Origin of the sequence: Yersinia sp. 2541 StPb PI (genome assembly GCF_052217145.1) — a bacterium.
GTDB classification, from domain to species: Bacteria; Pseudomonadota; Gammaproteobacteria; order Enterobacterales; family Enterobacteriaceae; genus Yersinia; species Yersinia enterocolitica_E.
Window position 1 is genome coordinate 4,464,318 of record NZ_JAZGQB010000001.1, and the last position, 24,604, is coordinate 4,488,921.

The following is a 24,604-nucleotide window of genomic DNA, read 5'->3' on the forward strand; positions in this document are numbered from 1 at the left end:
CAAACATTCTTTACTGCGGTGTAAATCGACGTAAATGTTGGACCGTTGCCAGCCACGCTGCAATCCAGCCGATCATGGCAGAGATCAACACCAGCAACAGGCACTCATCCCAGCTCAAGCCATGTAAGGTAAATTGGGTACCGAACACCGCTGCCACCTGCGTAACCACCGAGCCAAGCTTCCATACCAGCCCTTCTGATAGGATCAGAGATAACACCGCACCACCAAATCCCAGCATTGCCCCACCGTTCAGGAACGGCCGCAGAATGAACCCATCCGTTGCACCAATCAACTTCATAACATTGATAGTATCGCGGCGGCTAAAGATACTCAGACGCACACTGTTACCAATTACCAGGAACACGGCAACCACCATCAAAACACCAATCATGGCCGCGACCTGCCCGACCAGGCCTGTCAGCGCGGCCAAACGGGCAAACCAGCTATCATCCATGCGGACTTCAGCCACCCCTTCCACCTTACTAACCCGATCACGCAGGGTATCCAGCGTCCCTGAGCTTTGGAAATCCAATTTAGGGGTGATGATGGCAACAGCGGGCAGCGGATTTTCTTCCAGCATATCCAGCGCTCCACCAAAACCGGACCAGTTGCGGAACTCACCCATCGCTTCTTCCCGCGACAGATAATTAACCTTCTCCACACCTGCTTCCGCTTTCAGCGTAGTCACCACGTTCTCAGCTGCGTTATCGTCCAGTGCTTTATCTAAATAGACCGTCAGTTGTGGGGTTGGATACCATTGATCTGCCGCCTGACTGACGTTCTTCCACACGATATAGCATACGCTTGGCAGTGTTAACGAAATGGCAATCACCATCACCGTTAACAGTGTCGCCAATGGCTGGCGCATCATATCGGCAATGGCATTAACCCACGAATAGCGCCACTGTTCACGCCAACCGCCTTTTAGCGCTTTGGTTTTTGCTTTCTGTGCGTTATTCGCCATGATGCGCTCCTAACATCCGCCCCTGACTCAATGTCAGAATCGGGTAGCGCCGCCGGGCAATCAACGACGTATCGTGGGTTGCCATCAACACGGTAACGCCCACACGGTTAAATTCTTCAAACAAACGCAAAATACCTTCGGATAATGCATCGTCCAGGTTACCCGTCGGTTCATCAGCCAGTAATACTGCCGGTTTATTCACTACCGCCCGAGCAATGCCTACACGCTGTTGCTCACCGCCGGAAAGTTGAATTGGGAAGTTTTTCGCCTTATCCAACAACCCTACTTTATCCAGTGCTGCGGATACTCTGCGGCGAATATCTTCAGTGCTGGCACCAGCAATAATCAATGGCATAGCGACATTGTCATATACCGTTCTGTCCAACAACAGGTGATGATCCTGGAAGATCATCCCGATCTGGCGACGCAGGAAAGGTACTTCTCGGTTTTTCAAGCGACTTATATCGTGACCACCAAACCATATATGACCGGCACTGGGGCGCTCGATACCACAAATCAGTTTCAGCAGGGTGCTTTTCCCTGCACCGGAATGGCCGGTCAGAAACGCCATTTCCGCTGGGCGCAGATGAAAATCGACCCCTTGGAGCGCCTGTCGTCCGCCCAGATAAGCTTTACTGACCTGTTCAAAGCGAATCATCCGTATTAGTCCTCTCGGGCAAAAAGAGCCTCAATAAAATCGTCAGCCTTAAATGGCCGCAAATCTTCTATACCTTCCCCAACACCGATATAACGGATTGGGATTCCGAACTGATCTGCGATGGCAAAAATCACCCCGCCCTTGGCGGTACCATCCAGTTTAGTTAGGGTAATTCCGGTCAGACCGACTGCTTCATTAAACAGTTTCGCCTGACTCACCGCATTTTGTCCGGTACTGGCATCTAACGTCAGCATAACCTCATGGGGGGCGTCGCCGTCCAGCTTTTTCATCACTCGGACAATCTTCTTCAACTCTTCCATCAGGTGGGCTTTATTTTGTAAACGCCCGGCAGTGTCCGCCAGCAGCACATCAATACCTCGGGCTTTCGCTGCCTGAATAGCATCGAAAATCACCGAAGCAGAGTCTGCACCGGTATGCTGTGCCACCACGGCAATCTTGTTACGATCCCCCCAAACTTGCAGTTGTTCTACCGCAGCCGCGCGGAAAGTATCACCCGCCGCCAGCATGACAGATTTACCTTCAGCCTGGAATTGACGCGCCAGTTTCCCGATGGTGGTAGTTTTCCCCACACCATTAACGCCAACCATTAAGATAACAAAGGGATTTTTGCCACTGACATCCAATGGCTTGTCTACTTTAGACAGAATTTCAGACATTTCCTCTTTAAGCTTGCCATATAACGCTTCGGCATCTTTTAGCTGCTTACGACTGGCATGTTCGGTTAGAGAGGTAATAATTTTACGGGTAGTTTCGACGCCAACGTCGGCGATCAGGAGCTGTTCTTCTAACTCTTCAAACAGATCGTCGTCGATTTTCTTACCACTAAACAGCCCCATAAAACCGGAGCCAAGATTCTGCTTGGTTTTAAGTAAGCTGCGTTTTAAACGAGCAAAAAAACCTTCTTTGGTTGGGCGTTCTTGTTCCTGAACCGCTACCGGCACAATTTCGTTTACCGCTTCAAGCTCTGTTTGTGACTCAAATTCTTCTTCAATTACTGCTGTTTCGCCGCTAACCTCGACCCACGGCTCTTCCACAATAGCTTGTGGCGTAGAGACATCGAGAACCAAGTTATCTTCTGTCAATGGCAGTTCTGGCGCACTGACGGTGCCTTCATCCCATTGAGCAACATTATCGTCTTCATTCTCATGTTGTGAGAAATGATGTTGTAAATACTGAGGATCAGAAGAGAAATCTATCGGTTCTTGACCCCCCTGCGCTGTAGGGTCTACATCCAGCTCAGGCAGAATTTCAGCCGCGGCTTCACTGACAACGGCGCTATCCCATTCACCCGGTGCGGCAGTGACATGCTCTTCTACCTCAACAGGTGGATGCTCAGATGCTATCTCAATCTGTTTCTCACTGATGGCTTGCTCTTCAGCATGCTCAGCAACACCTTCTTTTTCAGTAGCCAATGGCTCTGTTGGTTGTTCTTCATTCTGACGGCCAAGGCCCAGCCAGGAAAAAAAACCACGTTTTTTTTCTTTTGCCATTTGCGACTACACTCCTCGCGGTTTAATCATGGCTTTACCCTTATGACTTCGGGTTTGCATAAAATAAGATAATAGTTTGCAAGTCTATCACTTTCCCCTGAACAGCAACACGCGCACGATGCTGGTTTCTATTGTGAATTCAGTCAACAAAGGTTTAACGTTTCCCCCACACAGCAGTCGTAGGTAGAATAGCGATTAACTCTTTTATTCAGCGCTGCAATACTGACCAACTTTCAAGCAAAGCAATCTATGGCAAAACGACCTACAACACGATCGACAACCCAACGATCTAGCGCAAAACCGGCGGTACATCAGGCAGCGGGGCAGATCCGCATCATTGGTGGCAAATGGCGAGGCCGTAAATTGCCCGTGCCTGATAGCCCAGGGCTACGCCCAACCACTGACCGGGTCAGAGAGACACTGTTTAACTGGCTGGCACCGATGATTCAGGGTGCCCGGTGTCTGGATTGCTTTGCTGGCAGCGGCGCATTGGGGCTGGAAGCGCTATCCCGTTATGCCGGTGAAGCCATATTATTAGAAGCCGATCGGCATGTCGCCAAGCAACTTGGCAGCAATCTGGCATTATTGAGTGCCGAGAATGGTCAAGTAGTGAATACCAATTCTTTGCAGTGGCTGGCTCAACCGGGGCAGCCTTTTGATCTGGTATTCCTTGATCCCCCTTTCCGTAAAGGCTTGTTAGCTGAAACCATCACACTGCTGGAGCAATATAACTGGCTGGCAGAACAGGCTTGGATTTACGTTGAAGCTGAGGCTGAAAGTGCCGCTGCGGATGTTCCCGGCAGTTGGCAGTTACATCGCGAGAAAATTGCCGGTCAAGTGGCCTATCGTCTCTATATTCGTAATGAACAGACTCACCAACACGCTGTATCAGCGGAAGAACTGGAGCAACACCATGTGGATTAATCTCGGCCGGTTATTGATGTTAGGGGTATGGTTTTTCTTACTGCTAAATCTGTTCCAACCCTTCCCTAAACCATTGAGATACTTTATTAATGTTGCCATGATATTTATGGTTTTGATGCATGGTTTGCAACTGGTTCTACTCAAATCTACACAACCTAAAGATCAACCGATCAGTGGCTTGCAGCAACTTAAAATCTTTGTGTTCGGTGTCTTTGAATTACTGGCCTGGCAAAAGAAGCAACCATCACTGCCTAAAAAATAAACTTATCTGCCGCCTGCAACTTCAAGTCTATTGGATATACCTTGGTTGTAGCGGCAAATTGTTGATTGCAGGCTGACTTATTTGGCGACAGATTTAGTCGGGGACTGACGTCGGGGTAAAACCAATATAGCGGGAGCCTTGTAAACGTAACGTTCCCTGTGCGCCTTGTACAATACTATTATACGCCTGCTGTGGCAGTATCACTTTGATTTCACGGTTACTTTTAACCTCAATACTACTGATAAGTGGCTGGAAAGTAACTTCATAGCGTTTTTCTTCTGCGACAATTTCTTCGCGCTGCCGTGAGCGACGATTGGGCGCTAATACTTCTCGTTTATTAATGACTTCAACTTGTAAACTGCGCACCAGCGCTCGGTCATTTTCTGTATCCTGCCGTTTTTTTTGCCAATACTGACGGGTCGCCAATACGGCTATCAGTACCACCACAGCAATCAATAATAACGGAGGTTTATTCATACACTACCCATCAGGACTTATTGCCCGGCAGATAGGGGAAACTCATCACATTACTGCCCAATTCAGAGATCCGAGCGCTGCCCTTTTCCGTCACGGCATCGATACGAATCACCGAATGAAGAGGAATATAGCTGCGGTTAACACCTGAAAATTCTGTTTTCAGTTTTTCAGTTGAAGGGTCCACCAGCAATGTTGATTGACTATCAAAGACAAAATCAGCAATTTCAATAAACCCAAACAAGTTACTCGGGCCTACCTCACGGACATAGAGCTGATAATTCTTACCGTTATTTATAAATTGAATACAATAAAGCAATTGTTCATTGGCCATGGCGCTACTGCCTCTATCCCTTGATTTAGCGAAAGGAAATCGGCCTTAACATAACATGTGGGCCAAACAACACCAAGATCTCCGCTGGCGGATGGTGCCGCTAAATCTGATTATGCGGACTGTTACGCATTAAGTGGCACAAATCATGCAAATCACAATAGCGTCGCTATCGCTCTTGGCTTCCATCCCTTACACTTGATGAATGTATACTCGGAGTCATTAGCATTACGGATTATCATTACAACACAGGTACTTTCACTAAAACCTGCATAGAAAAAAGGATAAATAATGAGCTGGCCATTCCTTGCCGTATTTTTTTCTGGTTGGTTGTTTGTTGATGCAACTTACCGAGGCCCACGCTGGCAGCGTTGGGTATTCAAACCTGTCACCCTGTTACTTTTACTGTTACTTGCCTGGCAAGCACCTATTCTTGGTCCTGTCGGCTATCTCATTGTCTTGGGCTTACTTGCGACTCTGGTAGCTGATGCATTATTACTGCTACCCAGTGAGCGCTTACTTTATGCTCTGGGCGCATTCTTCCTTTCCCATTTACTCTATACCATCAGTTTTGCCAGCCAGATGACATTCACGCTGTTCTGGCCTCTTCCATTGGTTTTGATCGTGATTGGCGCATTACTGATAGCCACTATCTGGACACGGCTGGAAGATATGCGCTGGCCAGTGATCGCTTTCGTTGGCATGACGTTACTGATGGTCTGGATGGCGGGCGAACAATACTTTGCCCGCAGCACAGATTTAAGCTTCTCTCTGCTGGCAGGTACCGTGTTACTGCTGGTTTCGCATAGCATTTGGCTACTGAATCGCTATCGTTTTTCATTCCGGGCTTCAGATGCAATTGTCGCTGGTTGCTACTTTGTCGGGCATTTCCTGATTGTCCGGTCGCTGTATTTGTAACTAAATCAGTACCGCAATACGTTTTTAGCCGTTTGAGCTGCGTGCTCCACCAAAGGGGCGCGCATTTCAATGCGCTGGATACGCTCACTTTAGTCATACCCTGCCAGGTAGCAAAAATCCCATTTAGCAATTACTCTCATTTCCCTCTTGACTCTGGAGTTGACTCCAAGGTGTAGAGTGCTGCAATACCTGTTACATGCTTTCCAGGAGGCACCATGCATTCACATTCTGAACATCAGCATCCAACGGATACACACAACAACTGTGGCTGTGGTCACACTCATGCCAAACAACAAACCGGTTGCAGCAGCCAGAAAACAACCAGTGCCAGCAATGACAGCTCAGACTCAGTGAGTGAACACTCACATAATGATGGGGGTTGCTGTAGTCAGGGCCAAAGCGATGAGGGTGATGACGAAAGCGACATACTCGCGCCAGAGATATCTGCAGATAACCAGCGCTTCAGTTGGCAGGTCAAAGGGATGGACTGCCCAAGCTGTGCCCGAAAAATTGAAAATGCCGTCAGTAATCTGGTCGGGATTGAAAATGTAAAAGTCCTCTTTGCCACAGAAAAATTAGTGGTTGATGCACGCATAGATATCCGCCCTCAAGTCGTGAATGCAGTCACTCAGGCTGGATTCACTCTGGTCGATACCCAATCAAGCGCAGGAAGTAAAGCCGCTGCGCCAGAATCACGCCTGCGCGAATACTTACCTATCGCATTATTAACCACACTGATGCTTATCAGTTGGGGGATCTCGTTATTCAGCCTTGAACTAAGTGAGTTTGCCTTCACTGCAACCACCATTGTCGGTCTGATCCCGATCATCGCCAAAGCCTGGAAGCTTATCCGCTCTGGGACTCCCTTCGCCATTGAAACCTTGATGAGCGTGGCAGCTATCGGGGCGATGTTTATTGGCGCAACCGCTGAAGCGGCCATGGTATTACTGCTGTTTATGGTCGGCGAACTGCTCGAATCTTATGCCGCAAACCGTGCACGCCGTGGGGTAACTGCCCTGATGGCACTGGTGCCAGAAGAGGCACTGTTGTTAAAAGACGGTGAGCGTAGGCAGGTTCCTGTCGCCAGTTTGCGCCCCGGCGATATCATCGAAATCTCGCCCGGTGGCCGCTTACCCGCAGATGCCGAACTAATGACCCCTTTTGCCAGTTTCGATGAAAGCGCCCTCACCGGAGAATCTATCCCTGTTGAGCGTCAGCAAGGCGAAAAAGTTGCGGCCGGGAGCTTATCGGTCGATCGCGCCACTGAAATGCGAGTTATCTCAGAACCCGGCAATAATGCTATTGACCGTATTCTGCAACTAATTGAATTAGCAGAAGAACGCCGAGCACCCATTGAGCGTTTCATTGACCGCTTCAGTCGTATTTATACGCCAGCGATCATGCTGCTTTCAGCGCTGGTCATGTTAGTACCGCCTTTGGCTTTCGCCGAACCTTGGGAAACCTGGCTGTACCGCGGCCTGACACTATTACTGATAGGTTGCCCATGTGCGTTGGTTATCTCCACACCTGCGGCAATTACATCTGCATTAGCGGCGGCAACCCGCCGTGGGGCATTGATCAAAGGGGGAGCAGCACTGGAGCAGTTGGGCCGAATTCAAACGGTTGCCTTTGACAAAACCGGCACCCTGACCGAGGGCAAACCTAAAGTTACCGATATTCTGCCTATAGCCGGTGTGAGTGAAACCCGCCTGTTAGCGTTGGCCGCCGCCGTTGAAGCTGGCTCCCACCATCCGTTAGCGATCGCTATTATGCAACGCGCACAGCAAAACACCCCAATATTGCCACTGGCGAGTGAGCGTCGAGCTCTGGCGGGGGTGGGTGTTGAAGGTGTGGTTAATGGTCTGACGGTGCGCGTCAGCGCCCCCAGTAAGTTGCCCCCACAGTTATTGACTGCTGAGTGGCAAACACAGCTCGACCAGTTGGAAAGCAGCGGTAAAACAGCCGTCGCCGTGCTGGAAGATGAAACGCTAATTGGTTTATTGGCATTACGTGACACGTTACGAACTGATGCCAGGCAAGCCATTGATGCGCTGAAGAAGTTAGGTATTCAGGGGGTGATGCTCACTGGCGATAATCCACGAGCCGCAGCGGCAATTGCCGGTGAATTGGGGATTGATTACCGCGCCGGATTACTGCCCGCCGATAAAGTGCAAGCGGTTATGGCATTGAATGCGGCACAACCTACGGTGATGGTCGGTGATGGCATCAATGATGCTCCGGCGATGAAAGCAGCCAGTATTGGTATTGCCATGGGTAGTGGCACCGATGTGGCATTGGAAACAGCCGATGCCGCGTTGACCCACAACCGGTTAACCGGATTAGCAGAAATTATTCTGTTATCACGGGCGGCCAACGCCAATATCCGCCAGAACATTACTATCGCACTGGGCCTAAAGGGAATCTTCCTGGTTACCACACTACTGGGCTTAACCGGTCTCTGGTTGGCAGTATTAGCAGATTCCGGTGCTACCGCCTTAGTAACAGCCAATGCGTTACGGCTACTGCGCAAGCGGGATGTTTGAATCAAGCATCGGTTCTGATAATTGGGGCAGAGGCGGGTGTTACTGCGCTTTTGCCCCTTTCTTGACTAAATACCGATACGGCGTCTGCCCGATATCTTGTGCCAACAACTGATGGTCCATAAAACGGCAAAAACCGGGAATATCGCGGGTGGTGGCAGGGTCGTCAGCAATAATCAGTAGAGTTTGGCCATCTTCCATGTGCCGGACCGTTTTTCGCACCATCATCACCGGCTCAGGGCAGCGCAGGCCCAGTGCATCAAGTGTTTTGTCTGGATTGGCAAAAATATCGGTCATGGTGAGTCTCTTGTTGGTCGTTATGGGTTTGCTAGCAGTATAAAGATAAAATATAAGCCCGTGTGCGAAGGCGGATAGTTTACCCCGTCGATTTTTAGGCGCAAGCGACGCTAACGTTTGCGTTAAAATTAGCCATTGCATTCGTTGCGCAAACGCGTATTATGCCGCCGCGTCGCAGAAATTGCGGCACATTCTGTTTGGGTTCCCTCACCCCAATAACCAAAAAGGTCACATTTATGTTTTCGTTTACTGCCCAACAGCGGATGACCGCTTTGGTATGGCTGTCGCTATTCCATATTGTCATCATTACCTCCAGCAACTACCTGGTGCAATTACCGATCGCTATCTTCGGTTTTCATACCACCTGGGGCGCTTTTACTTTTCCGTTTATCTTCCTTGCCACTGACCTGACTGTACGGATTTTTGGTGCTCCTTTGGCGCGCCGGATCATTCTGTCGGTTATGGTGCCAGCGTTGCTGATTTCATATCTGATTTCAGCCCTGTTTTATCAGGGGAGTTGGCAGGGGTTACCGGCATTAACCAGCTTTAACTTGGTGGTAGCCCGTATCGCGATTGCCAGCTTTATGGCCTATGTACTCGGCCAGATTCTGGATGTTCAGGTATTTAACCGCCTGCGTCAGCGCAGTGCCTGGTGGGTTGCCCCTACTGCTGCCATGTTCTTTGGCAATATCAGTGACACCATGGCGTTCTTCTTTATTGCGTTCTATCGCAGTACTGACCCATTTATGGCTGCAAACTGGGTAGAAATCGCTTTGGTGGATTATAGCTTTAAGCTGCTGATCTGCATGTTGTTCTTCCTACCCGCCTATGGCGTGATGCTCAATGTATTGCTGAAATATTTTGCCCGACAGACCGAACAGCAAGCACTAAAGCAGGCTACTGCCACTGAACAATAGATTGCTTTTAGCGTCTGAATAAGGTGCGATAAGGCTATACCCAGATTAGTTGGCGTTGCAGGGGTGTCACTAACCCCCTGTAAGTTCAAGTAACAAGGGGATATTAATCATCAATAAAGGGATTCCCATGCATAAAATAACCAAATTTCTTGCTGTCGGTCTGTTGGTTGCAGGATTAAGTGCTTGTGATGGCAACAGCAATAGTAACGTGGGCCAACCGGTCAGCCTGCTGGAAGGCAAAGTGGCCTTCAGCTTGCCGGCAGACTTGTCTGATCAAAGCGGAAAGATGGGCAATCAAGCGAATAACATGCACGTTTACGCCAATAAAACCGGCGATAAAGCAGTTATCGTGATTTTAGGTGATAACACCAATGAAGAACTGGAAGTACTGACAACGCGTTTAGCAGACCAGCAACGCGCCCGTGATGCTAACCTGCAAGTCGTCACCAATAAAGCCATTAAAATTGACGGACAACCGTTCCAGCAGTTAGATAGCATTATTACCAGTGGCGGCCAGAAAGCCTATTCGTCTGTGTTGATGGGTAAAGTCGATAACCATTTGATGACAATACAAATTACGCTGCCCGCAGATAATCAGCAGCAAGCTCAGACTGAAGCCGAATCGATTATTAGCACGCTCAAGCTAAAATAGTATTCCTTAACAGAGCGCGGCTCATCAGCGCTCTGCCTGCATTATCCTTTTCCAAAATTAAGCTAAAGCCAGTGCCAATAAAGTGATGGGATGTTCGCATTTTTTGCTGGTCGACATTTCAATCTGCCACTTACAGGTTTCACAATCGGTAATCACCAAATCAACCCCACTCTCCTCGATTTGCTGGAACAGTGAGGCACCAATCCCTTGCGATGTTGCGTAGTTCTCTGATTTAAAACCGTAAGTTCCGGCAATCCCGCAACACTGCGAATCCAATACCACCAGCTCAATACCGGGGATACGCTGTAGCAAAGCCAGGGTATAGGCCGTCCAGCCCATTTTCTCCATATGGCAAGGTGTGTGATAGGCAATACGCAACGGCGTATTGTTTGCCGAGAACAGCGCTTTCAACGGTAAGTCGCGCCCCTGATCCAATAAGCGGTAGAGATAGCGTGTCGCCAACTCCACTTTGTCGCGCACGGGTGCAGTATCAACATCTAACAAGTGCGGATACTCATCACGCAAGGTAAAGGTGCAACTTGATGAAGTTGCTACTACCGGGATATCCCGCCCGATAACCGCATCAGTCAGGGATTCCAGATTCACCCGTGCCTGTTTTTTCGCCTGCTCAATAAATCCATTAGCAATCAGGGGTACGCCACAGCATTTTTCCCGTTTAAGTAATTGAACGCCAATGTTCATCGCATTGAATACACTGACTAAATCTTTACCTAACTGGGGATGATTGTAATTTACGAAGCAGCCATGGAAAAATGCCACCTGTTCGCTATATTGCTGCTGTTTTTCAGCTTGTTTACGATACCAGCGGCGAAAGGTACCAAACGAGTATTTTGGTAATTCACGCCGATGATCAATTTTCAGCGCTTTATCCAACAAGGCACGCACCGGTTTCAAACCGGTGACCGCATTCACTACCGGTGCAAACGGTGTTGAGAGGGTGCCCATGATATCGGTATGACTGAGGATCGCATCGCGCAGTTTGGGTTTATTGCTGCTGTAACTGGCTTTAGCACGTTGGATGATGTCGCCGATTTTAACATCGGACGGGCATGCCACTTCGCAACGTTTGCAGTTCGTGCAATATTTCAATGCATCGTCATACAGTGCCGGATCTTTCAAACGTAAGCGCTCACCATCAGGGCCAGCCTGCTTCGGCCCCGGATAAAGCGGGTTAACCTTGGCGACCGGGCAATAAGTGGTGCACACCGTACACTTAATACAACTTTCAAAACTGTTATCCCGTGCCAAGTGTTTATCCTGCGGCAAATGTTGATTCTGAGAAAAAGTGTTGCTGTCTCCGTTCTGCGGTAACCACGTCATAATGTCACCTCCATTGCGTTGACAATCTGCTCTGCAACAAACAGTGCGCTGGTTAGTGAAACCCCTGCGCCACAGCCTTGTTGCAACGGATCGTATCCCCCCAGTACCGCACCGATAACATGTAGATTATCCAGTGCAATACCCCCACGTAGCGCCCGTAACCGGTTATCAGTGTTAACCCCAAATTGCAGATAAGGCTGGGGCGCAAACATATTGCTGCGGCTCCAGTCGGCACGGTTCGGTAGCGATAAAATATCCAGATCCAGTATCGGTTCGTAAACATGCTCAAAAGTGGCCACTAACCCATTGCTAAAGAAGCTACCGCTGGCCAGCACCATCTGGGCGGCACGCAACGGAATATCGCCATGGTTACGGCTATAAAGCCCAGTAATCCGGTCCCCCACCAGCTCAGCACGTAATACCGCATCACCGGGCATGACAATGCCCCCCAATTGCTGGAAGCGATGGCGCAGAGCCTGATGTAATCGCATACCAAGTAACGACGGTGGTAGCGTCGGCAGCAGTTGAATGGGTTTCCCGACTGCGGCTCGCAATGCTTCCAGTGGCGCAGACACATCCAGCCCGATACAAGCTGGCAGCAAAATCATTTCTGCTGCTGATGACAGACGGGATAACTCATCCGCCAGCGGTTGCAGGTTTTCTGGTAAATCCAGCACACGAGCAATATTGACCGCACGAAATTCGCTAGGGTTATCCCGCAGACGATCAAGCGCCGGTAAATGCAGATAATCTGGCGTCGCATCAACACCTTGCTCTTGTAAGGCGCTGGCAACCATTTGTGGTTGGAAATCGAGGAAACCTTCAATACCAATTACCGCGACTTTTTGCCACGGCAGCGGGCCTTCCAATGGTGCAACCGGGATATCCGCCGGGCTGAGCCAGGTTGGCCGGCAACTGCCCAACGGCGTAAGCCGCAGGTGGTTCTTCGCCGCGCTGCCCACCAATTTCAGGCCGCACCGCTGTAAAAGAGATTCAGCTTCTTGTGCTAATTCACCCACTTGTGCCACTTGCCCCATCTTGCTATAGGGGTGTTCAGGCGCTAATTCAGCCAAGGTCGCGAGTGCGGATAACGGCTGGCTGACTGCCTGCCCATCCGGTAATTTTGCCAATAGATCCAAAGAGCCAGAGGAAAAGTGCAGCGCATTTTGCCCGGCGCTGACAATCGCACAATATTTGCCTTGCTCAGCCAGGCGGATACCGCACGCCAGACCAGCCAAGCCACCACCGATGATAATGACATCAAATTTCATCTGGTTTCTCCTGAACGTTGGCCGCAGACGGGGTGTCATCCAGACCACACAGCCCTTGATAAACCCAGTGCGTAAATTCACTCTCCCGCAAAGCATCGCCCCAAGCTATCGGGCGCACACCTTTCCAACGCTCATTAAGAAATTGCACCAGCTGTTCACGGGATTGCTGCGGCGTGGTCACTTTAAAGCGGCTGAGTAAACCCGCGGCCCGGCAGGCACAGAGTTCACCCTGACAGGTCCCCATGCCAACACGGGTACGACGACGTAAATCCAGTAGGTTATTGACCGATAGCGATTCAATCGCATAGCGCACTTCGCCGGCAGTCACTGCCTCGCATTCGCACACCAGGCTATTATCCAGCCGGTTTCCGGCCAATAGTTGTGTCGCGCGATCCCCATGGCGATAAACCGCTGAGCCACGAATACTGGCAGGCAGAGAAATGACTTTGCTGAGAGTTTGCTCCGCTGATTGCTGTGAACCGGGTAGTGGCGCTTGGGCGGTGGTACAGGCGGCGGTAATACCTAATTTTTCACACACTTTATCTGTTGCCCACTCCGCCATCAGACGGTAGGTCATCAGCTTGCCACCGGTAATGGTGATAAAACCTTCCAGACCATCGCGGTTAGCATGATCCAGTAACACAATGCCACGGCTGACATTGCGCCCCGACGGGTCATCATCACTGGCAACCAGCGGCCTGACACCGGCGTAAGCACGTAAGATGCGCGTTTGCGCCAACTGGGGTGAAAGTTTTGATCCTTCGCGGATTAAGGTATCCACCTCTTGTGCCGTTACTACCATATTATCGATTTGATCGTATTCAATATGGGTTGAGGTCGTCCCGATCAATGAGATGGTGTCGCCCGGAACCAAAATGTCAGCATCAGCCGGTTTACGACAGCGGTTGATCACCATGTTGTTGATCCGATGACCCAAGATCAACAGAGCACCTTTTGCCGGAAACATGCGGATACGAAGATCAGCATATTCAGCAATATGTTGCCCCCAGATCCCCGCAGCGTTGACCACTATTTGTGCATGAATATCATACTGGCGCTGATTCTTATGATCGAAAACGCGCACGCCGCTCACCCTATCACCGTGGCGTAGCAAGCCAATAACTTCGTGATAAGTCAGTACATTCGCACCGTGCTCACGCGCATCCAGCATATTCGCGGCAGTTAAACGGAAGGGATCGACGGTACCATCTGGCACGCGGACGGCAGCAATCAATGTCGGATTAGCAGCAGGCTCCAGCCGTAAGGCCAGCTTTGGATCAATGGCTTCGGCCTCGATACCGGCGTCCTGGCAGCGCGCGATAAATTGCTGCTGATATTCCAGCGAGTCTTCCGGCAACGTGATAAACAGGCCATCCGTTTGCTCAATACAATGGCGTGCAATACGTTTCAGAATACGGTTTTCTTCAATACATTCGCGGGCAGATTCGCCATCAGTTACCGCATAGCGTGCGCCGCTGTGTAGCAAGCCATGGTTACGGCCAGTCGCACCAGTGGCAATGTCATGCCTCTCCAAGAGCGTACAGGCTAAACCACGGCGAGCGCAGTCACGGGCAATCCCGGCACCGGTCGCACCACCACCAATGATGATGACATCCGTTTCTGTGTAAGGAGAACTGTTCGTCATGAAGGACCCCACATTATCAGACAGCCGCCTGGCGGCTAATTATGCGTCTATTGAGCCACAATCTTTAAGGTTATTGTTTGATAAGGAACAAAAACGAACGAAAAACGAAAGCAATGTGGTGTTTAAAAACCATGATTGTGATCAAAGTCACAGGTAATTTGTCATTGTGGGTTTCAAAATGTTAACCAATCGCTCAAAATTGCCGCCGCTTTCATATAACTGTAACAAATGAGCCATCACTCACAGATAAGTTATGCGAATTTATCTAGCATGGCGCTCGTTATGGAACATAAACGACAGCAAGTTAGCCGTTTAACTACCGGGTAGATACCAGGCTATACCGGGGTCAAAAACTACAAAAAAGCCATCGGAGGCACTCATGTTGAGTATTTTTAAGCCCGCGCCGCATCAGGCCCGGCTTCCAGCAGAACAGATTGATCCCACCTACCGCCGCCTACGCTGGCAAATCTTTATGGGCATCTTTTTCGGTTACGCCGCCTACTATCTGGTGCGTAAAAACTTTACTCTCGCCATGCCGTATTTGATCGAACAAGGGTTCTCTCGCGGGGATCTGGGGTTCGCGTTATCGGGTATCTCTATTGCTTACGGTTTCTCAAAATTCATCATGGGTTCGGTTTCTGACCGGTCTAACCCACGGGTATTCCTCTCTGCCGGTTTGATTCTCTCCGCTGCCGTGATGCTGTTTATGGGCTTTGTGCCTTGGGCAACATCCAGTATCGCCGTGATGTTCGTGCTGCTGTTCTTGTGCGGCTGGTTCCAGGGGATGGGTTGGCCGCCATGTGGCCGTACCATGGTGCACTGGTGGTCGAAGAAGGAACGCGGCAGTATCGTGTCAGTCTGGAACTGCGCCCATAACGTCGGTGGTGGCTTACCACCATTGCTGTTCCTGCTGGGGATGGCGTGGTTTAACGACTGGAAAGCCGCACTCTATATGCCTGCTTTTGGTGCCATTCTGGTGGCATTGATTGTCTTTGGTCTGATGCGTGATACCCCTCAATCCGTGGGCTTGCCGCCGATTGAAGAGTACAAAAACGACTATCCAGATGACTACAGTGAAGAAGCAGAAGAAGAACTGACAGCTAAACAGATCTTCATGCAATACATATTGCCCAACAAACTGTTGTGGTACATCGCGATTGCTAACGTTTTTGTTTATTTACTGCGTTACGGCATCCTCGACTGGTCACCGACCTACCTGAAAGAAGTGAAACACTTCGCACTGGATAAATCCTCATGGGCTTATTTCCTGTATGAATACGCTGGTATTCCAGGGACGCTGTTGTGCGGTTGGATGTCCGACAAAGTGTTTAAAGGTAACCGTGGGGCCACCGGTGTGTTCTTTATGACCCTGGTGACTATCGCTACCATCATTTATTGGCTGAACCCAGTCGGTAACCCTGGTATTGATATGGCCTGTATGATCACCATCGGCTTCCTGATCTATGGCCCAGTAATGCTGATTGGCTTACATGCGCTTGAATTAGCACCGAAAAAAGCAGCAGGGACCGCCGCGGGCTTCACCGGCTTGTTCGGTTATCTGGGCGGCTCGGTAGCAGCGAGTGCCATTGTTGGTTACACCGTAGACTACTTCGGTTGGGACGGCGGCTTTATGGTCATGATCGGCGGCAGCATCTTGGCTGTTCTGTTACTGATCGTTGTGATGTTTAGTGAGAAAAAGCATCACGCAGAGCTGGCTAGAAAACAGGGCTTATAAAGTTCATCTAGTTACACTTTTCAGGCTGTGTCGTTATTGATGGATTTATAGCGACATAGCCTTTTTCATACCCTGAGATTGATAAATGGAGCACTATCAATGCAAACAATGCAAACCCACATCAAAACCCTGTTGGCGAGTATTATTCTGGCATCCTCAGTTACCGGTATGGCTCAGGCCACCGAGCAGTCATCAGTAGTCACCAAACCGTCGGCAAGCAAAGTTGTCATCGCACATCGTGGTGCCAGTGGTTATCTGCCGGAGCATTCACTGCCCGCTAAAGCCATGGCCTACGCACAAGGTGCGGATTATCTTGAACAAGATTTGGTGATGACCAAAGATAATGAGTTGGTGGTTCTGCACGACCATTATCTGGATCGCGTGACCGATGTGGCTGAGCGCTTCCCCGATCGCGCACGCAAAGATGGCCGCTATTACGCCATTGATTTTACGCTACCAGAAATTAAATCACTGAAATTTACCGAAGGCTTTGATATTGATAAAGACGGTAAGAAAGTGCAGAGCTATCCGGGCCGTTTCCCGATGGGCAAATCTGACTTCCGTGTACATACCTTCCAGGAAGAGATTGAATTTGTTCAAGGTTTGAATCATTCGACCGGTAAAAACGTTGGGATTTACCCAGAAATAAAAGCACCGTGGTTCCATAAACAAGAAGGGAAAGACATCTCAACCAAGGTGTTGGAAGTACTGAAACAGTACGGTTACACCACCAAGGGCGATAAAGTTTATCTGCAATGCTTTGATGCCAATGAATTAAAACGCATCAAAAACGAGCTGGAACCGAAGATGGGTATGGACCTGAAACTGGTCCAACTGGTGGCTTATACCGACTGGAATGAAACCTACGAACAGAAACCTGATGGCAAATGGGTCAATTACAGTTACGACTGGATGTTCAAGCCAGGAGCGATGAAGCAAGTAGCACAGTATGCCGATGGCATCGGCCCTGACTACCATATGCTGGTGGTTGAAACCTCTACGCCGGATAACATCAAGCTGACCAATATGGTCAAAGATGCGCATGCCAACAATATGATGGTTCACCCGTACACCATCCGTGCGGATAAGCTGCCGAAATACGCGACTAACGTCAATCAGCTATTCGATATTATCTACAATCAAGCGCAGGTTGACGGGGTGTTTACTGACTTCCCGGATCAAGGTGTGCAGTTCCTGCAAAAACAGGGGCAACACCAGTAAGTTGATGCTCTGAGATAACGGAATAAACCAGTGGCGCAATTATGTTTAATGCGCCACTTTTTCGTTTACGAAAAGTTTAATTTACTTCGTTAAATCAGTTAGTTATCTGTTCCTAAAAACATCTTACGCAAATAGTGTGGTACTGCATCATCGGCGTTTGAACCTATCACTTCCAGATTCGGTAACATGTCTTTTAGCCGTTGATGCGCATCACGCATGATGCAGCCTTTGCCAGACATCGACAGCATTTCCAGGTCATTCATACCATCACCAAAAGCGATACATTCTTTCAGTGAATAACCGATAATTTTGGCAACTTGATCAAGCGCATGCCCCTTAGAGACACCGCCGCCCATCACTTCCAGACAGGTTGGGAAAGAAAAACTGACATTAACTCGATCGCCCCAACGTGCATTGATGGCTTCTTCTAAAATCAACAACTTGTCATGATCTTCACAGGTGAAGTAAACCTTACACACACCATCGGTTGGCAGTAATGCAGGTTCAAATACCTGATAATTAAATACCGACTCACGGAAAAATTCTTTCTGTGCCGGGCTTTCACGGTTCATAAACCATTCGTCGTTCAGGTAGACGTTGGTCAGGATATCCGGGTTATTGTGCTCAATATTGTACAAATCACGCGCAATATCTGCATCAAGGTTATGACTAAAAATCAGCTCTCCCGCCGTGTTGTGCACCCGTGCGCCGTTGGAGGTAATCATGAAGGCACTGATTTCCAAGCTATCGCGGATTTGTGCCACATCGATATGATGGCGACCAGTGGCAAACACAAAATGCACGTCGCGCTGTGTCAGCAACTTGAGTGTTTCTTTAGTATATGGCGTTAAAAGATGATCAGGTGATAGCAGGGTGCCATCTAAATCGGAAGCAACAACATGATACATAGCGGTATGTTCTAACCTCTGGTGGCGTCGGAGCCATAATGGCCGACTGATGATTGATGTTGCGCGAAAAAGCGCAATATGGCGCTCAGCGCCTCGGCACGAAGCTGGTCCCGCTCGAACAGGATCTCATGGCGTGCACCTTGAACTCTCTTAGGTTGTCCCCCTTCGCAAGGGTGTCCTGCCAAAGTCATTGCCTGAGAAAAAGCATCATGAGCCGGGTTATGTACTACCCGATCCTCACTGGCTTGTAATAATAGAACCGGCGTGGTTATCTTTTCTGCTTGCGCGATAATTTGCTCGCCCACCAGCAGACTTTCTCGGATCCAATGATAGGTTGGCCCACCAAGACGTATTTCCGGTGTATCCGCATATTGGCGTAAATAGCGGCGATATCGCTCACGGCTATGGGTTAACACATTGACCAGATAGGGCAGTGGCCGCCACTGGCCGGTACCAATAGCATAATAGTCGCGCAGCGTTTGATGCCTTTCGGCCCAGTCGACAATGCGGTGAGCCAACCAGCCGGGCATCGGTAAGTGGATACCAAACATCGGAGCACATAATGCTACCGCATTAAACACATCCGGTTCTCTGGCCAGAAAACGCGTTAGAATTGCACCACCCATTGAATGAGCCAGGGCAAATCGCTGCTGATAATGGCTATCAGTTATTTCGCGCTGCACTAACTGCGCAAAATCCTCAATATAATCATCAAACTTAATCACATGACCACGGTTACCATCCTCAAGCAAGCGACCCGACCGCCCTTGCCCACGATGATCCAGCACTATCACATCATAGCCTTGCTGAAACAGATCATAAGCCACTTCAGGATATTTAACGTAACTTTCAATGCGGCCGGGCACCACCACCACCACTCGAGTGTGTTGTGGTGCACGAAAGCGGACATAGCGAATCGGAATATCATCGACGCCGATAAACTCATCCTCATCTCGCTGTTGCCAAAAATCTAACAGCGGCCCGTTAACAAAAGCAGCAAACTGCTCTTCACGCGTTAACCAGCTATTGTCTAACGGCATAGCGTGGCTCGATATAGCATGACCTTGTAAATCATGACTGATGACATCCTTTGACCGGAATTGCTCAATGTTCAATACACCTGATATTCTGGTAAACCCAGTCGTTCTGTGAGCCATAGCACAACTATTAGCAATAGAGTATTGTGGCATAAATTTATGCATTCAGGGAGCTTTGCCGATGACCTTAGACTGGTGGTTAACCTATCTACTGACCACATTGATCCTCAGCCTGTCCCCTGGTTCTGGGGCCATTAACACCATGAGCACCGCCATCAGCCACGGTACGCGCGGGGTTGTGGCCTCAATTTGCGGGCTGCAATTGGGATTAGCCGTGCACATTGTATTAGTTGGCGTGGGGTTGGGTGCACTGATTTCACAATCCTTGCTGGCATTTGAAATACTAAAATGGCTTGGTGCGGCTTACTTAATCTGGCTTGGGATTCAGCAATGGCGCGCTGCCGGTGCGCTGGATCTGCATGCGCTAGCCAACAGTATGCCGCGGCGAAAACTGTTTAAACGCGCGGTGTTTGTTAACCTTACCAACCCAAAAAGCATCGTTTTTCTAGCGGCATTATTCCCACAATTTGTGCTGCCACATCAACCGCAAGTGGCGCAATATCTGATTCTCGGCACCACCAGCGTGGTGGTTGATATTATTGTGATGATTGGTTACGCCACCCTCGCTACCCGAATTGCTGGCTGGATTAAATCACCACAACAAATGAAATTACTGAACCGGATATTTGGTGGCTTATTTATGCTGGTAGGCGCGTTATTGGCAACCGCCAGAAAAGTGTAATGCTAATTCAAACAAATGATTACCCAACCGGCATCATCTGCCAGTTGGGGCATTAATTAGCGCGATAAGATCAAATGGATACCAAAACCGGCAAACAGTACCCCCGCCAGTCCATCAATCCATTTTGATAAACGCTGATAGCCACGGCGCATCACCGGCAAGGCAAATACGCAGGCGACAATAGTGAACCAAACGAAGGTTTCACCAACAATCAGCACAAACAAGCCCCAGCGCGCACCCGCACTGACGTCATCGCCAACAAATAGTGAGAACACACTGCCGAAATAGATAACGGCTTTCGGGTTCGATAGATTAGTCAGGAAGCCGCGCAGGAAGGTCCGACCACGGGCGGGTAATGCAACTTGAACCTCCCCCTCGCTACCATGACGTTTGGCTCGGGCAGATTTCAGCAGTTGCCACCCCATCCAGCACAGATATAGCCCACCACCGACCATAATAATCTGATGTAACCACGCCATTTTCTGCAAGATAAGGTTCAACCCCATCAGCGCCACACCAGCCCAGATAACAATTCCCAGCGAGATCCCGACCACCCCCATCATCGCCTCACGGCGCGAACGGCTGGCTGCAGTTTGCGAGACAAAAAAGAAATCCGGCCCTGGGCTCATTAATGCAACCAGATGGACCAGCGCAACGGTAAGGAATAGCATCAACATGATAGATTCTCATATACCCTGCGAACCGAAAATCGCAGGGGCGTTAGCGAAAGGCGACCGGTTAGTCGTCGTTGTTGTCTACATGGTCGCGGATCATCGCCATAAACGGCGCGCCAAAACGCTCCAGTTTGCGTTGCCCAACACCATTGACGCTCAACAGCTCGCTGGCAGTAATCGGCATCTGTTCCGCCATCTCCAGCAAGGTAGCATCGTTAAACACCACATAAGGCGGAATATTGCCTTCGTCAGCGATAGATTTACGCAACTTGCGCAATTTGGCGAACAACTTGCGATCATAATTGCCGCCATAAGATTTTTGATTAGCGCTACTGCGCACTTTCAGGCTCTGAATACGCGGCACTGCCAATTGTAACGGCAATTCAGCACGCAGAATCGGGCGAGCGGCCTCAGTCAGTTGTAACGCTGAAAACATTGCGATATTTTGGCTCAGCAACCCGAGATGGATAAGCTGGCGCAATATACTGACCCAGTGTTCGTGGCTTTGTTCGCGGCCAATCCCATACACTGATAACTTGTCATGACCCATTTCACGGATACGCTGGTTATTCGCCCCGCGCAGCACCTCGACAATATACCCCAGACCAAACCGCTGTCCGACACGATAAACACACGAGAGGGCTTTTTGTGCATCAGCCAGCCCATCGTAGCGCTTCGGCGGATCGAGGCAAATATCACAGTTACCACACGACTGCTGTTTACCCTCACCAAAATAGTTGAGCAGCACCAGACGACGACAAGTCTGCGCCTCCGCAAAAGCGCCCATAGCATTTAATTTATGCCGTTCAATATCTTGCTGTGCCCCTGCTGGTTTCTCTTCCAGACAGCGACGTAACCACGCCATATCCGCCGGATCGTACAGCAACATGGCTTCAGCAGGCAGGCCATCACGCCCGGCACGGCCGGTTTCCTGATAATAAGACTCGATAGTGCGCGGGATATCAAAATGCACCACAAAGCGGACGTTGGGTTTGTTAATCCCCATACCAAAGGCCACGGTCGCGACCACCACTTGCAGATCATCGCGCTGGAATGCTTCCTGCACCTGTCCCCGACGCTCGTTATCCAGCCCGGCATGGTAGGCCGCCACACTTAAGCCACGGCTCTGCAAACGGGCGGTGGTGTCTTCCACTTTTGCCCGGCTGTTACAATAGATAATGCCACTTTTGCCGCGTTGGTCTTGCACAAAACGCCATAATTGATCGAGCGGTTTGAACTTCTCTACCAAGGTGTAACGGATATTGGGGCGGTCAAAACTGCTGACTTGAATCAGTGGCTGATCCAGATTAAGCAGACGAACAATATCCCCCCGCGTCGCGTCATCCGCCGTGGCAGTGAGCGCAATAACCGGTAAATCAGGGAAACGTTGCTTTAACTGGCCTAGAGCACGATATTCCGGGCGGAAATCATGACCCCATTGAGAAATACAGTGCGCCTCATCCACCGCCAATAAAGCTGGCCGCCACTGATACAATTGATCGAGGAAACTCTCCATGACCAAGCGTTCTGGAGCAATATACAGCAGCTTAATCTGACCGCTACGGCAACCGTCCATCACGGCTAACTGTTGTTCACGCGTTTGCGACGAGTTTAAGCACCCCGCACCAACGCCGTAGGCCAGCAGTTGGTCGACCTGATCCTTCATGAGCGAGATCAACGGAGAGACTACCAGCGTCAACCCATCCGTCACCAGTGCCGGAATCTGATAACACAAGGACTTACCACCACCGGTAGGCATCACTACCAGACAGTCTTGCCCTGATAGGGTGGCGTTGATAATTTCCTGTTGTCCGGGCCGGAATTGCTGATAGCCGAAAGTATCTCGCAATACCTGCACTGCCAGTAATTCCCTATTTATCACTGCTGCGGTCGACACACTCTTCCCCAACTATAAGATCTGCACAGGCCGGTTAACCGGCCTGTGTCTGAAACTTTTCTAACGCCGGATGACGTTAAAGGACATCGTTTAACATGATACCCACACCCACCCGTGTTTGCCTAAAGTTATAGTCAATCATTGACTCACCATAGCCACTGAACACTTGGGTATAGAAACGAACATGCTTGGTGATAGGATAGCTCCAGCCCATTTCTGCGCCGCCGTAACCGGTATTCCAGTTATAATGGCCATCCACGCTGAATACACTGTCACCCAAGGCATAACCGACTTTCAGACGATAATAACCCATGTATTTATTGATATCCGGGTTGTCATCTTTCTCGTCGCTTTCTGGCAGACGATACCAAGGCTTCAAGTCAATTTCTAAATTGCCACGCTGTGCCATCACACGGGTGTATACACGATCCCAGCTACGTGAGGTTGGATCCGCTTTACCGTTAGACTGGTGGTTATAACCAAACTCTACTTCACGGAAAGTCCAGCCCGCCAACTCGTAATCAGTTGCCCATGCCAGGAACAGTTGCGGTTCATAGTTTGTTTCGCGGAATGGCGAGGACTCATCACTATTGGATGCCTGCCACCAAGAACGTTGCGTATAAGAAGCACCCAGTAATGAGTTATCACCGGCAATACCACGCCAAATAGGGAAACCTAAACTCAGTTGGAATTTAACTTCATCCCTCTTGGCATTTTCAGCCCAATCATAAGAGCTGATAGCATCTTTATTGATATTACTGGTATAGGTATATAACAGATAGTTTGTTTCATATGGATAAAGCAGAAACGGATTATCGTGATCCTGCAACATTGCCGCAATAATACTACCACGCACCTCAGGTGCATCATGAATCTTCTCAACCGTTGCAGCTTCTGCCTGTGCCAACGTTGGCACCAGTAACAGCGCTATCAGTATCCGCCAAAATCTTCCCATTATTCCCCCATCACCTTACGGATTATTTCTATTTGTAATGAAAACAGCTCATTCTACACACAAATGTTATCTGATATTAGTGTTGTTTATATTTATGGCTTAACGGCTGGAAAACAACAAAACAGAAGCATAAAATAAACAATTCGTTAACTTACACTATGATTGCTTATCGGCAACCAAGAAGAGAATAGGGAAAAATGCCAGTAACAACTTTAACGTTAGAGGATGCTCGCCGCATGATTGGCGAAGTATTTGTGTATCACATGCCATTTAACCGTGAGCTTGGTCTGCGATTAACCCGTTTCGAGCAAGATTACGCCGAGATTGCTTTCGATAATAATGACAAGTTAGTTGGCAATATTGCACAACGAATTTTGCATGGTGGCGTTATTGCCGCAGTGCTGGATGTTGCTGCCGGACTGGTGTGCGTTGGGAATAGCCTGGTACGCCATGAACCGCTCATTAAAGAACAATTGCAAATGAAGCTGGCTAAAATGGGCACTATCGATCTGCGTGTTGACTATCTACGCCCCGGCCGAGGCGAGCATTTTATTGCCAGCAGCAGTATTTTACGCAGTGGCAATAAAGTGTCGGTTGCCCGGGTTGAGCTGCATAATGAAAGCCAAATGCATATCGCTAGCGCAACGGCAACTTATCTGGTTGGCTGATT

The 24,604-nt window shown here is 49.4% G+C and carries 24 protein-coding genes; 10 read left to right on the plus strand and 14 right to left on the minus strand.

The window, feature by feature from the left end; translation table 11 throughout:
• Positions 1-10: 10 nt before the first annotated feature.
• Genes ftsX through ftsY form a run of 3 tightly spaced genes read right to left on the minus strand, consistent with a single transcriptional unit; the run spans position 11 to position 3,133 of the window.
• Positions 11-964 (minus strand): permease-like cell division protein FtsX, encoded by a 954-nt coding sequence (ftsX, locus tag V1953_RS20040; protein ID WP_083161961.1) that lies wholly within the window; start codon positions 962-964, stop codon positions 11-13.
• Entirely contained in the window at positions 954-1,622 is a 669-nt protein-coding gene (gene ftsE / locus V1953_RS20045; protein ID WP_019213191.1) for a cell division ATP-binding protein FtsE, read from the minus strand. Before ftsE ends, ftsX begins: the two co-directional genes overlap by 11 nt.
• A 5-nt stretch (positions 1,623-1,627) precedes the next feature.
• Positions 1,628-3,133, minus strand: coding sequence for a signal recognition particle-docking protein FtsY (gene ftsY / locus V1953_RS20050; protein ID WP_442821363.1), 1,506 nt, complete (start codon positions 3,131-3,133; stop codon positions 1,628-1,630).
• Positions 3,134-3,382: 249 nt separating this feature from the next.
• Between ftsY and rsmD the strand changes: the two genes are divergently transcribed.
• A complete protein-coding gene (rsmD, locus tag V1953_RS20055; RefSeq protein WP_083161957.1) occupies positions 3,383-4,057 on the plus strand; it encodes a 16S rRNA (guanine(966)-N(2))-methyltransferase in 675 nt (224 codons plus the stop codon).
• A complete protein-coding gene (locus V1953_RS20060; protein WP_032906890.1) occupies positions 4,047-4,319 on the plus strand; it encodes a DUF1145 family protein in 273 nt (90 codons plus the stop codon). Before rsmD ends, V1953_RS20060 begins: the two co-directional genes overlap by 11 nt.
• A gap of 93 nt (positions 4,320-4,412) precedes the next feature.
• On the opposite strand, the gene V1953_RS20065 is transcribed toward V1953_RS20060, so the two are convergent.
• Positions 4,413-4,796, minus strand: a complete 384-nt coding sequence (locus V1953_RS20065) for a DUF2500 domain-containing protein (protein WP_083161955.1) — start codon at positions 4,794-4,796, stop codon at positions 4,413-4,415.
• A gap of 10 nt (positions 4,797-4,806) precedes the next feature.
• A complete protein-coding gene (locus tag V1953_RS20070; RefSeq protein ID WP_442851241.1) occupies positions 4,807-5,127 on the minus strand; it encodes a DUF1820 family protein in 321 nt (106 codons plus the stop codon).
• 288 nt (positions 5,128-5,415) lie between these two features.
• Between V1953_RS20070 and V1953_RS20075 the strand changes: the two genes are divergently transcribed.
• Both V1953_RS20075 and V1953_RS20080 read left to right on the plus strand, forming a co-directional pair.
• Entirely contained in the window at positions 5,416-6,042 is a 627-nt protein-coding gene (locus V1953_RS20075; protein WP_083161950.1) for a lysoplasmalogenase, read from the plus strand.
• Between the two features lie 215 nt (positions 6,043-6,257).
• Positions 6,258-8,585, plus strand: coding sequence for a zinc/cadmium/mercury/lead-transporting ATPase (locus tag V1953_RS20080; RefSeq protein ID WP_372569751.1), 2,328 nt, complete (start codon positions 6,258-6,260; stop codon positions 8,583-8,585).
• A 39-nt stretch (positions 8,586-8,624) separates the two neighbouring features.
• On the opposite strand, the gene tusA is transcribed toward V1953_RS20080, so the two are convergent.
• Positions 8,625-8,879: a sulfurtransferase TusA gene (tusA, locus tag V1953_RS20085; RefSeq protein WP_083161945.1), complete on the minus strand. Its 255-nt coding sequence runs from the start codon at positions 8,877-8,879 to the stop codon at positions 8,625-8,627.
• A 236-nt stretch (positions 8,880-9,115) separates the two neighbouring features.
• On the opposite strand from tusA, the gene V1953_RS20090 reads away from it, so the two are divergent.
• Together V1953_RS20090 and V1953_RS20095 are read left to right on the plus strand one after the other, a co-directional pair.
• On the plus strand, positions 9,116-9,796 hold the full coding sequence (locus V1953_RS20090; RefSeq protein ID WP_372560056.1) for a 7-cyano-7-deazaguanine/7-aminomethyl-7-deazaguanine transporter: 681 nt from the start codon (positions 9,116-9,118) through the stop codon (positions 9,794-9,796).
• Between the two features lie 127 nt (positions 9,797-9,923).
• Complete coding sequence (locus tag V1953_RS20095; RefSeq protein WP_083161941.1) at positions 9,924-10,448, plus strand: DcrB family lipoprotein; 525 nt, start codon at positions 9,924-9,926, stop codon at positions 10,446-10,448.
• A 57-nt stretch (positions 10,449-10,505) separates the two neighbouring features.
• Here the strand turns inward: V1953_RS20095 and glpC are convergent, their stop codons facing one another.
• From glpC to glpA, 3 genes are read right to left on the minus strand one after another with little or no spacing between them, the layout of a single operon-like run.
• Complete coding sequence (glpC, locus tag V1953_RS20100; protein WP_102970517.1) at positions 10,506-11,789, minus strand: anaerobic glycerol-3-phosphate dehydrogenase subunit GlpC; 1,284 nt, start codon at positions 11,787-11,789, stop codon at positions 10,506-10,508.
• Positions 11,786-13,060, minus strand: coding sequence for a glycerol-3-phosphate dehydrogenase subunit GlpB (glpB, locus tag V1953_RS20105; RefSeq protein ID WP_083161939.1), 1,275 nt, complete (start codon positions 13,058-13,060; stop codon positions 11,786-11,788). Before glpB ends, glpC begins: the two co-directional genes overlap by 4 nt.
• Positions 13,050-14,705, minus strand: a complete 1,656-nt coding sequence (gene glpA, locus V1953_RS20110) for an anaerobic glycerol-3-phosphate dehydrogenase subunit A (RefSeq protein ID WP_083161937.1) — start codon at positions 14,703-14,705, stop codon at positions 13,050-13,052. The genes glpB and glpA overlap by 11 nt, the downstream gene beginning before the upstream one ends.
• Before the next feature lie 379 nt (positions 14,706-15,084).
• Between glpA and glpT the strand changes: the two genes are divergently transcribed.
• Together glpT and glpQ are read left to right on the plus strand one after the other, a co-directional pair.
• The gene (gene glpT / locus V1953_RS20115; protein WP_442851242.1) at positions 15,085-16,440 is read left to right on the plus strand and encodes a glycerol-3-phosphate transporter; all 1,356 of its coding nucleotides are present in this window, start codon (positions 15,085-15,087) and stop codon (positions 16,438-16,440) included.
• Positions 16,441-16,548: 108 nt separating this feature from the next.
• Complete coding sequence (glpQ, locus tag V1953_RS20120; RefSeq protein WP_372569754.1) at positions 16,549-17,661, plus strand: glycerophosphodiester phosphodiesterase; 1,113 nt, start codon at positions 16,549-16,551, stop codon at positions 17,659-17,661.
• Between the two features lie 98 nt (positions 17,662-17,759).
• On the opposite strand, the gene yigL is transcribed toward glpQ, so the two are convergent.
• Entirely contained in the window at positions 17,760-18,569 is an 810-nt protein-coding gene (yigL, locus tag V1953_RS20125) for a sugar/pyridoxal phosphate phosphatase YigL (protein WP_083161931.1), read from the minus strand.
• An 11-nt stretch (positions 18,570-18,580) separates the two neighbouring features.
• Positions 18,581-19,609, minus strand: a complete 1,029-nt coding sequence (gene pldB, locus V1953_RS20130) for a lysophospholipase L2 (RefSeq protein WP_083164008.1) — start codon at positions 19,607-19,609, stop codon at positions 18,581-18,583.
• A 178-nt stretch (positions 19,610-19,787) separates the two neighbouring features.
• Here pldB and rhtB point away from each other — a divergent pair, with 178 nt between their 5' ends.
• Positions 19,788-20,408 carry a homoserine/homoserine lactone efflux protein gene (gene rhtB, locus V1953_RS20135; RefSeq protein ID WP_005188003.1) on the plus strand — a complete coding sequence of 207 codons (621 nt, stop codon included), beginning with the start codon at positions 19,788-19,790 and terminating at the stop codon, positions 20,406-20,408.
• Positions 20,409-20,464: 56 nt separating this feature from the next.
• Here rhtB and rhtC read toward each other — a convergent pair whose 3' ends face one another.
• From rhtC to pldA, 3 genes are all read right to left on the minus strand, one after another.
• Positions 20,465-21,085 carry a threonine export protein RhtC gene (gene rhtC / locus V1953_RS20140; RefSeq protein WP_372560063.1) on the minus strand — a complete coding sequence of 207 codons (621 nt, stop codon included), beginning with the start codon at positions 21,083-21,085 and terminating at the stop codon, positions 20,465-20,467.
• A gap of 61 nt (positions 21,086-21,146) precedes the next feature.
• Positions 21,147-22,979 carry an ATP-dependent DNA helicase RecQ gene (recQ, locus tag V1953_RS20145; protein WP_083161926.1) on the minus strand — a complete coding sequence of 611 codons (1,833 nt, stop codon included), beginning with the start codon at positions 22,977-22,979 and terminating at the stop codon, positions 21,147-21,149.
• 76 nt (positions 22,980-23,055) lie between these two features.
• Positions 23,056-23,934 (minus strand): phospholipase A, encoded by an 879-nt coding sequence (pldA, locus tag V1953_RS20150; protein WP_083161924.1) that lies wholly within the window; start codon positions 23,932-23,934, stop codon positions 23,056-23,058.
• A 197-nt stretch (positions 23,935-24,131) separates the two neighbouring features.
• Here pldA and V1953_RS20155 point away from each other — a divergent pair, with 197 nt between their 5' ends.
• Positions 24,132-24,602 (plus strand): thioesterase family protein, encoded by a 471-nt coding sequence (locus V1953_RS20155; protein WP_083161922.1) that lies wholly within the window; start codon positions 24,132-24,134, stop codon positions 24,600-24,602.
• Positions 24,603-24,604: the final 2 nt, after the last annotated feature.

Excerpts from the sequence above, each read along its gene's own strand:
- V1953_RS20090 (WP_372560056.1), top strand. The coding sequence starts at position 9,116 with ATGTTTTCGTTTACTGCCCAACAGCGGATGACCGCTTTGGTATGGCTG.
- rsmD (WP_083161957.1), top strand. The coding sequence starts at position 3,383 with ATGGCAAAACGACCTACAACACGATCGACAACCCAACGATCTAGCGCA.
- V1953_RS20065 (WP_083161955.1), bottom strand. The coding sequence starts at position 4,796 with ATGAATAAACCTCCGTTATTATTGATTGCTGTGGTGGTACTGATAGCC.
- ftsX (WP_083161961.1), bottom strand. The coding sequence starts at position 964 with ATGGCGAATAACGCACAGAAAGCAAAAACCAAAGCGCTAAAAGGCGGT.
- V1953_RS20070 (WP_442851241.1), bottom strand. The coding sequence starts at position 5,127 with ATGGCCAATGAACAATTGCTTTATTGTATTCAATTTATAAATAACGGT.
- V1953_RS20095 (WP_083161941.1), top strand. The coding sequence starts at position 9,924 with ATGCATAAAATAACCAAATTTCTTGCTGTCGGTCTGTTGGTTGCAGGA.
- pldA (WP_083161924.1), bottom strand. The coding sequence starts at position 23,934 with ATGGGAAGATTTTGGCGGATACTGATAGCGCTGTTACTGGTGCCAACG.
- glpQ (WP_372569754.1), top strand. The coding sequence starts at position 16,549 with ATGCAAACCCACATCAAAACCCTGTTGGCGAGTATTATTCTGGCATCC.
- rhtC (WP_372560063.1), bottom strand. The coding sequence starts at position 21,085 with ATGTTGATGCTATTCCTTACCGTTGCGCTGGTCCATCTGGTTGCATTA.
- glpB (WP_083161939.1), bottom strand. The coding sequence starts at position 13,060 with ATGAAATTTGATGTCATTATCATCGGTGGTGGCTTGGCTGGTCTGGCG.
- pldB (WP_083164008.1), bottom strand. The coding sequence starts at position 19,609 with ATGCCGTTAGACAATAGCTGGTTAACGCGTGAAGAGCAGTTTGCTGCT.
- V1953_RS20060 (WP_032906890.1), top strand. The coding sequence starts at position 4,047 with ATGTGGATTAATCTCGGCCGGTTATTGATGTTAGGGGTATGGTTTTTC.
- V1953_RS20155 (WP_083161922.1), top strand. The coding sequence starts at position 24,132 with ATGCCAGTAACAACTTTAACGTTAGAGGATGCTCGCCGCATGATTGGC.
- tusA (WP_083161945.1), bottom strand. The coding sequence starts at position 8,879 with ATGACCGATATTTTTGCCAATCCAGACAAAACACTTGATGCACTGGGC.
- V1953_RS20075 (WP_083161950.1), top strand. The coding sequence starts at position 5,416 with ATGAGCTGGCCATTCCTTGCCGTATTTTTTTCTGGTTGGTTGTTTGTT.
- yigL (WP_083161931.1), bottom strand. The coding sequence starts at position 18,569 with ATGTATCATGTTGTTGCTTCCGATTTAGATGGCACCCTGCTATCACCT.
- V1953_RS20080 (WP_372569751.1), top strand. The coding sequence starts at position 6,258 with ATGCATTCACATTCTGAACATCAGCATCCAACGGATACACACAACAAC.
- ftsY (WP_442821363.1), bottom strand. The coding sequence starts at position 3,133 with ATGGCAAAAGAAAAAAAACGTGGTTTTTTTTCCTGGCTGGGCCTTGGC.
- glpT (WP_442851242.1), top strand. The coding sequence starts at position 15,085 with ATGTTGAGTATTTTTAAGCCCGCGCCGCATCAGGCCCGGCTTCCAGCA.
- rhtB (WP_005188003.1), top strand. The coding sequence starts at position 19,788 with ATGACCTTAGACTGGTGGTTAACCTATCTACTGACCACATTGATCCTC.
- glpC (WP_102970517.1), bottom strand. The coding sequence starts at position 11,789 with ATGACGTGGTTACCGCAGAACGGAGACAGCAACACTTTTTCTCAGAAT.
- ftsE (WP_019213191.1), bottom strand. The coding sequence starts at position 1,622 with ATGATTCGCTTTGAACAGGTCAGTAAAGCTTATCTGGGCGGACGACAG.
- glpA (WP_083161937.1), bottom strand. The coding sequence starts at position 14,705 with ATGACGAACAGTTCTCCTTACACAGAAACGGATGTCATCATCATTGGT.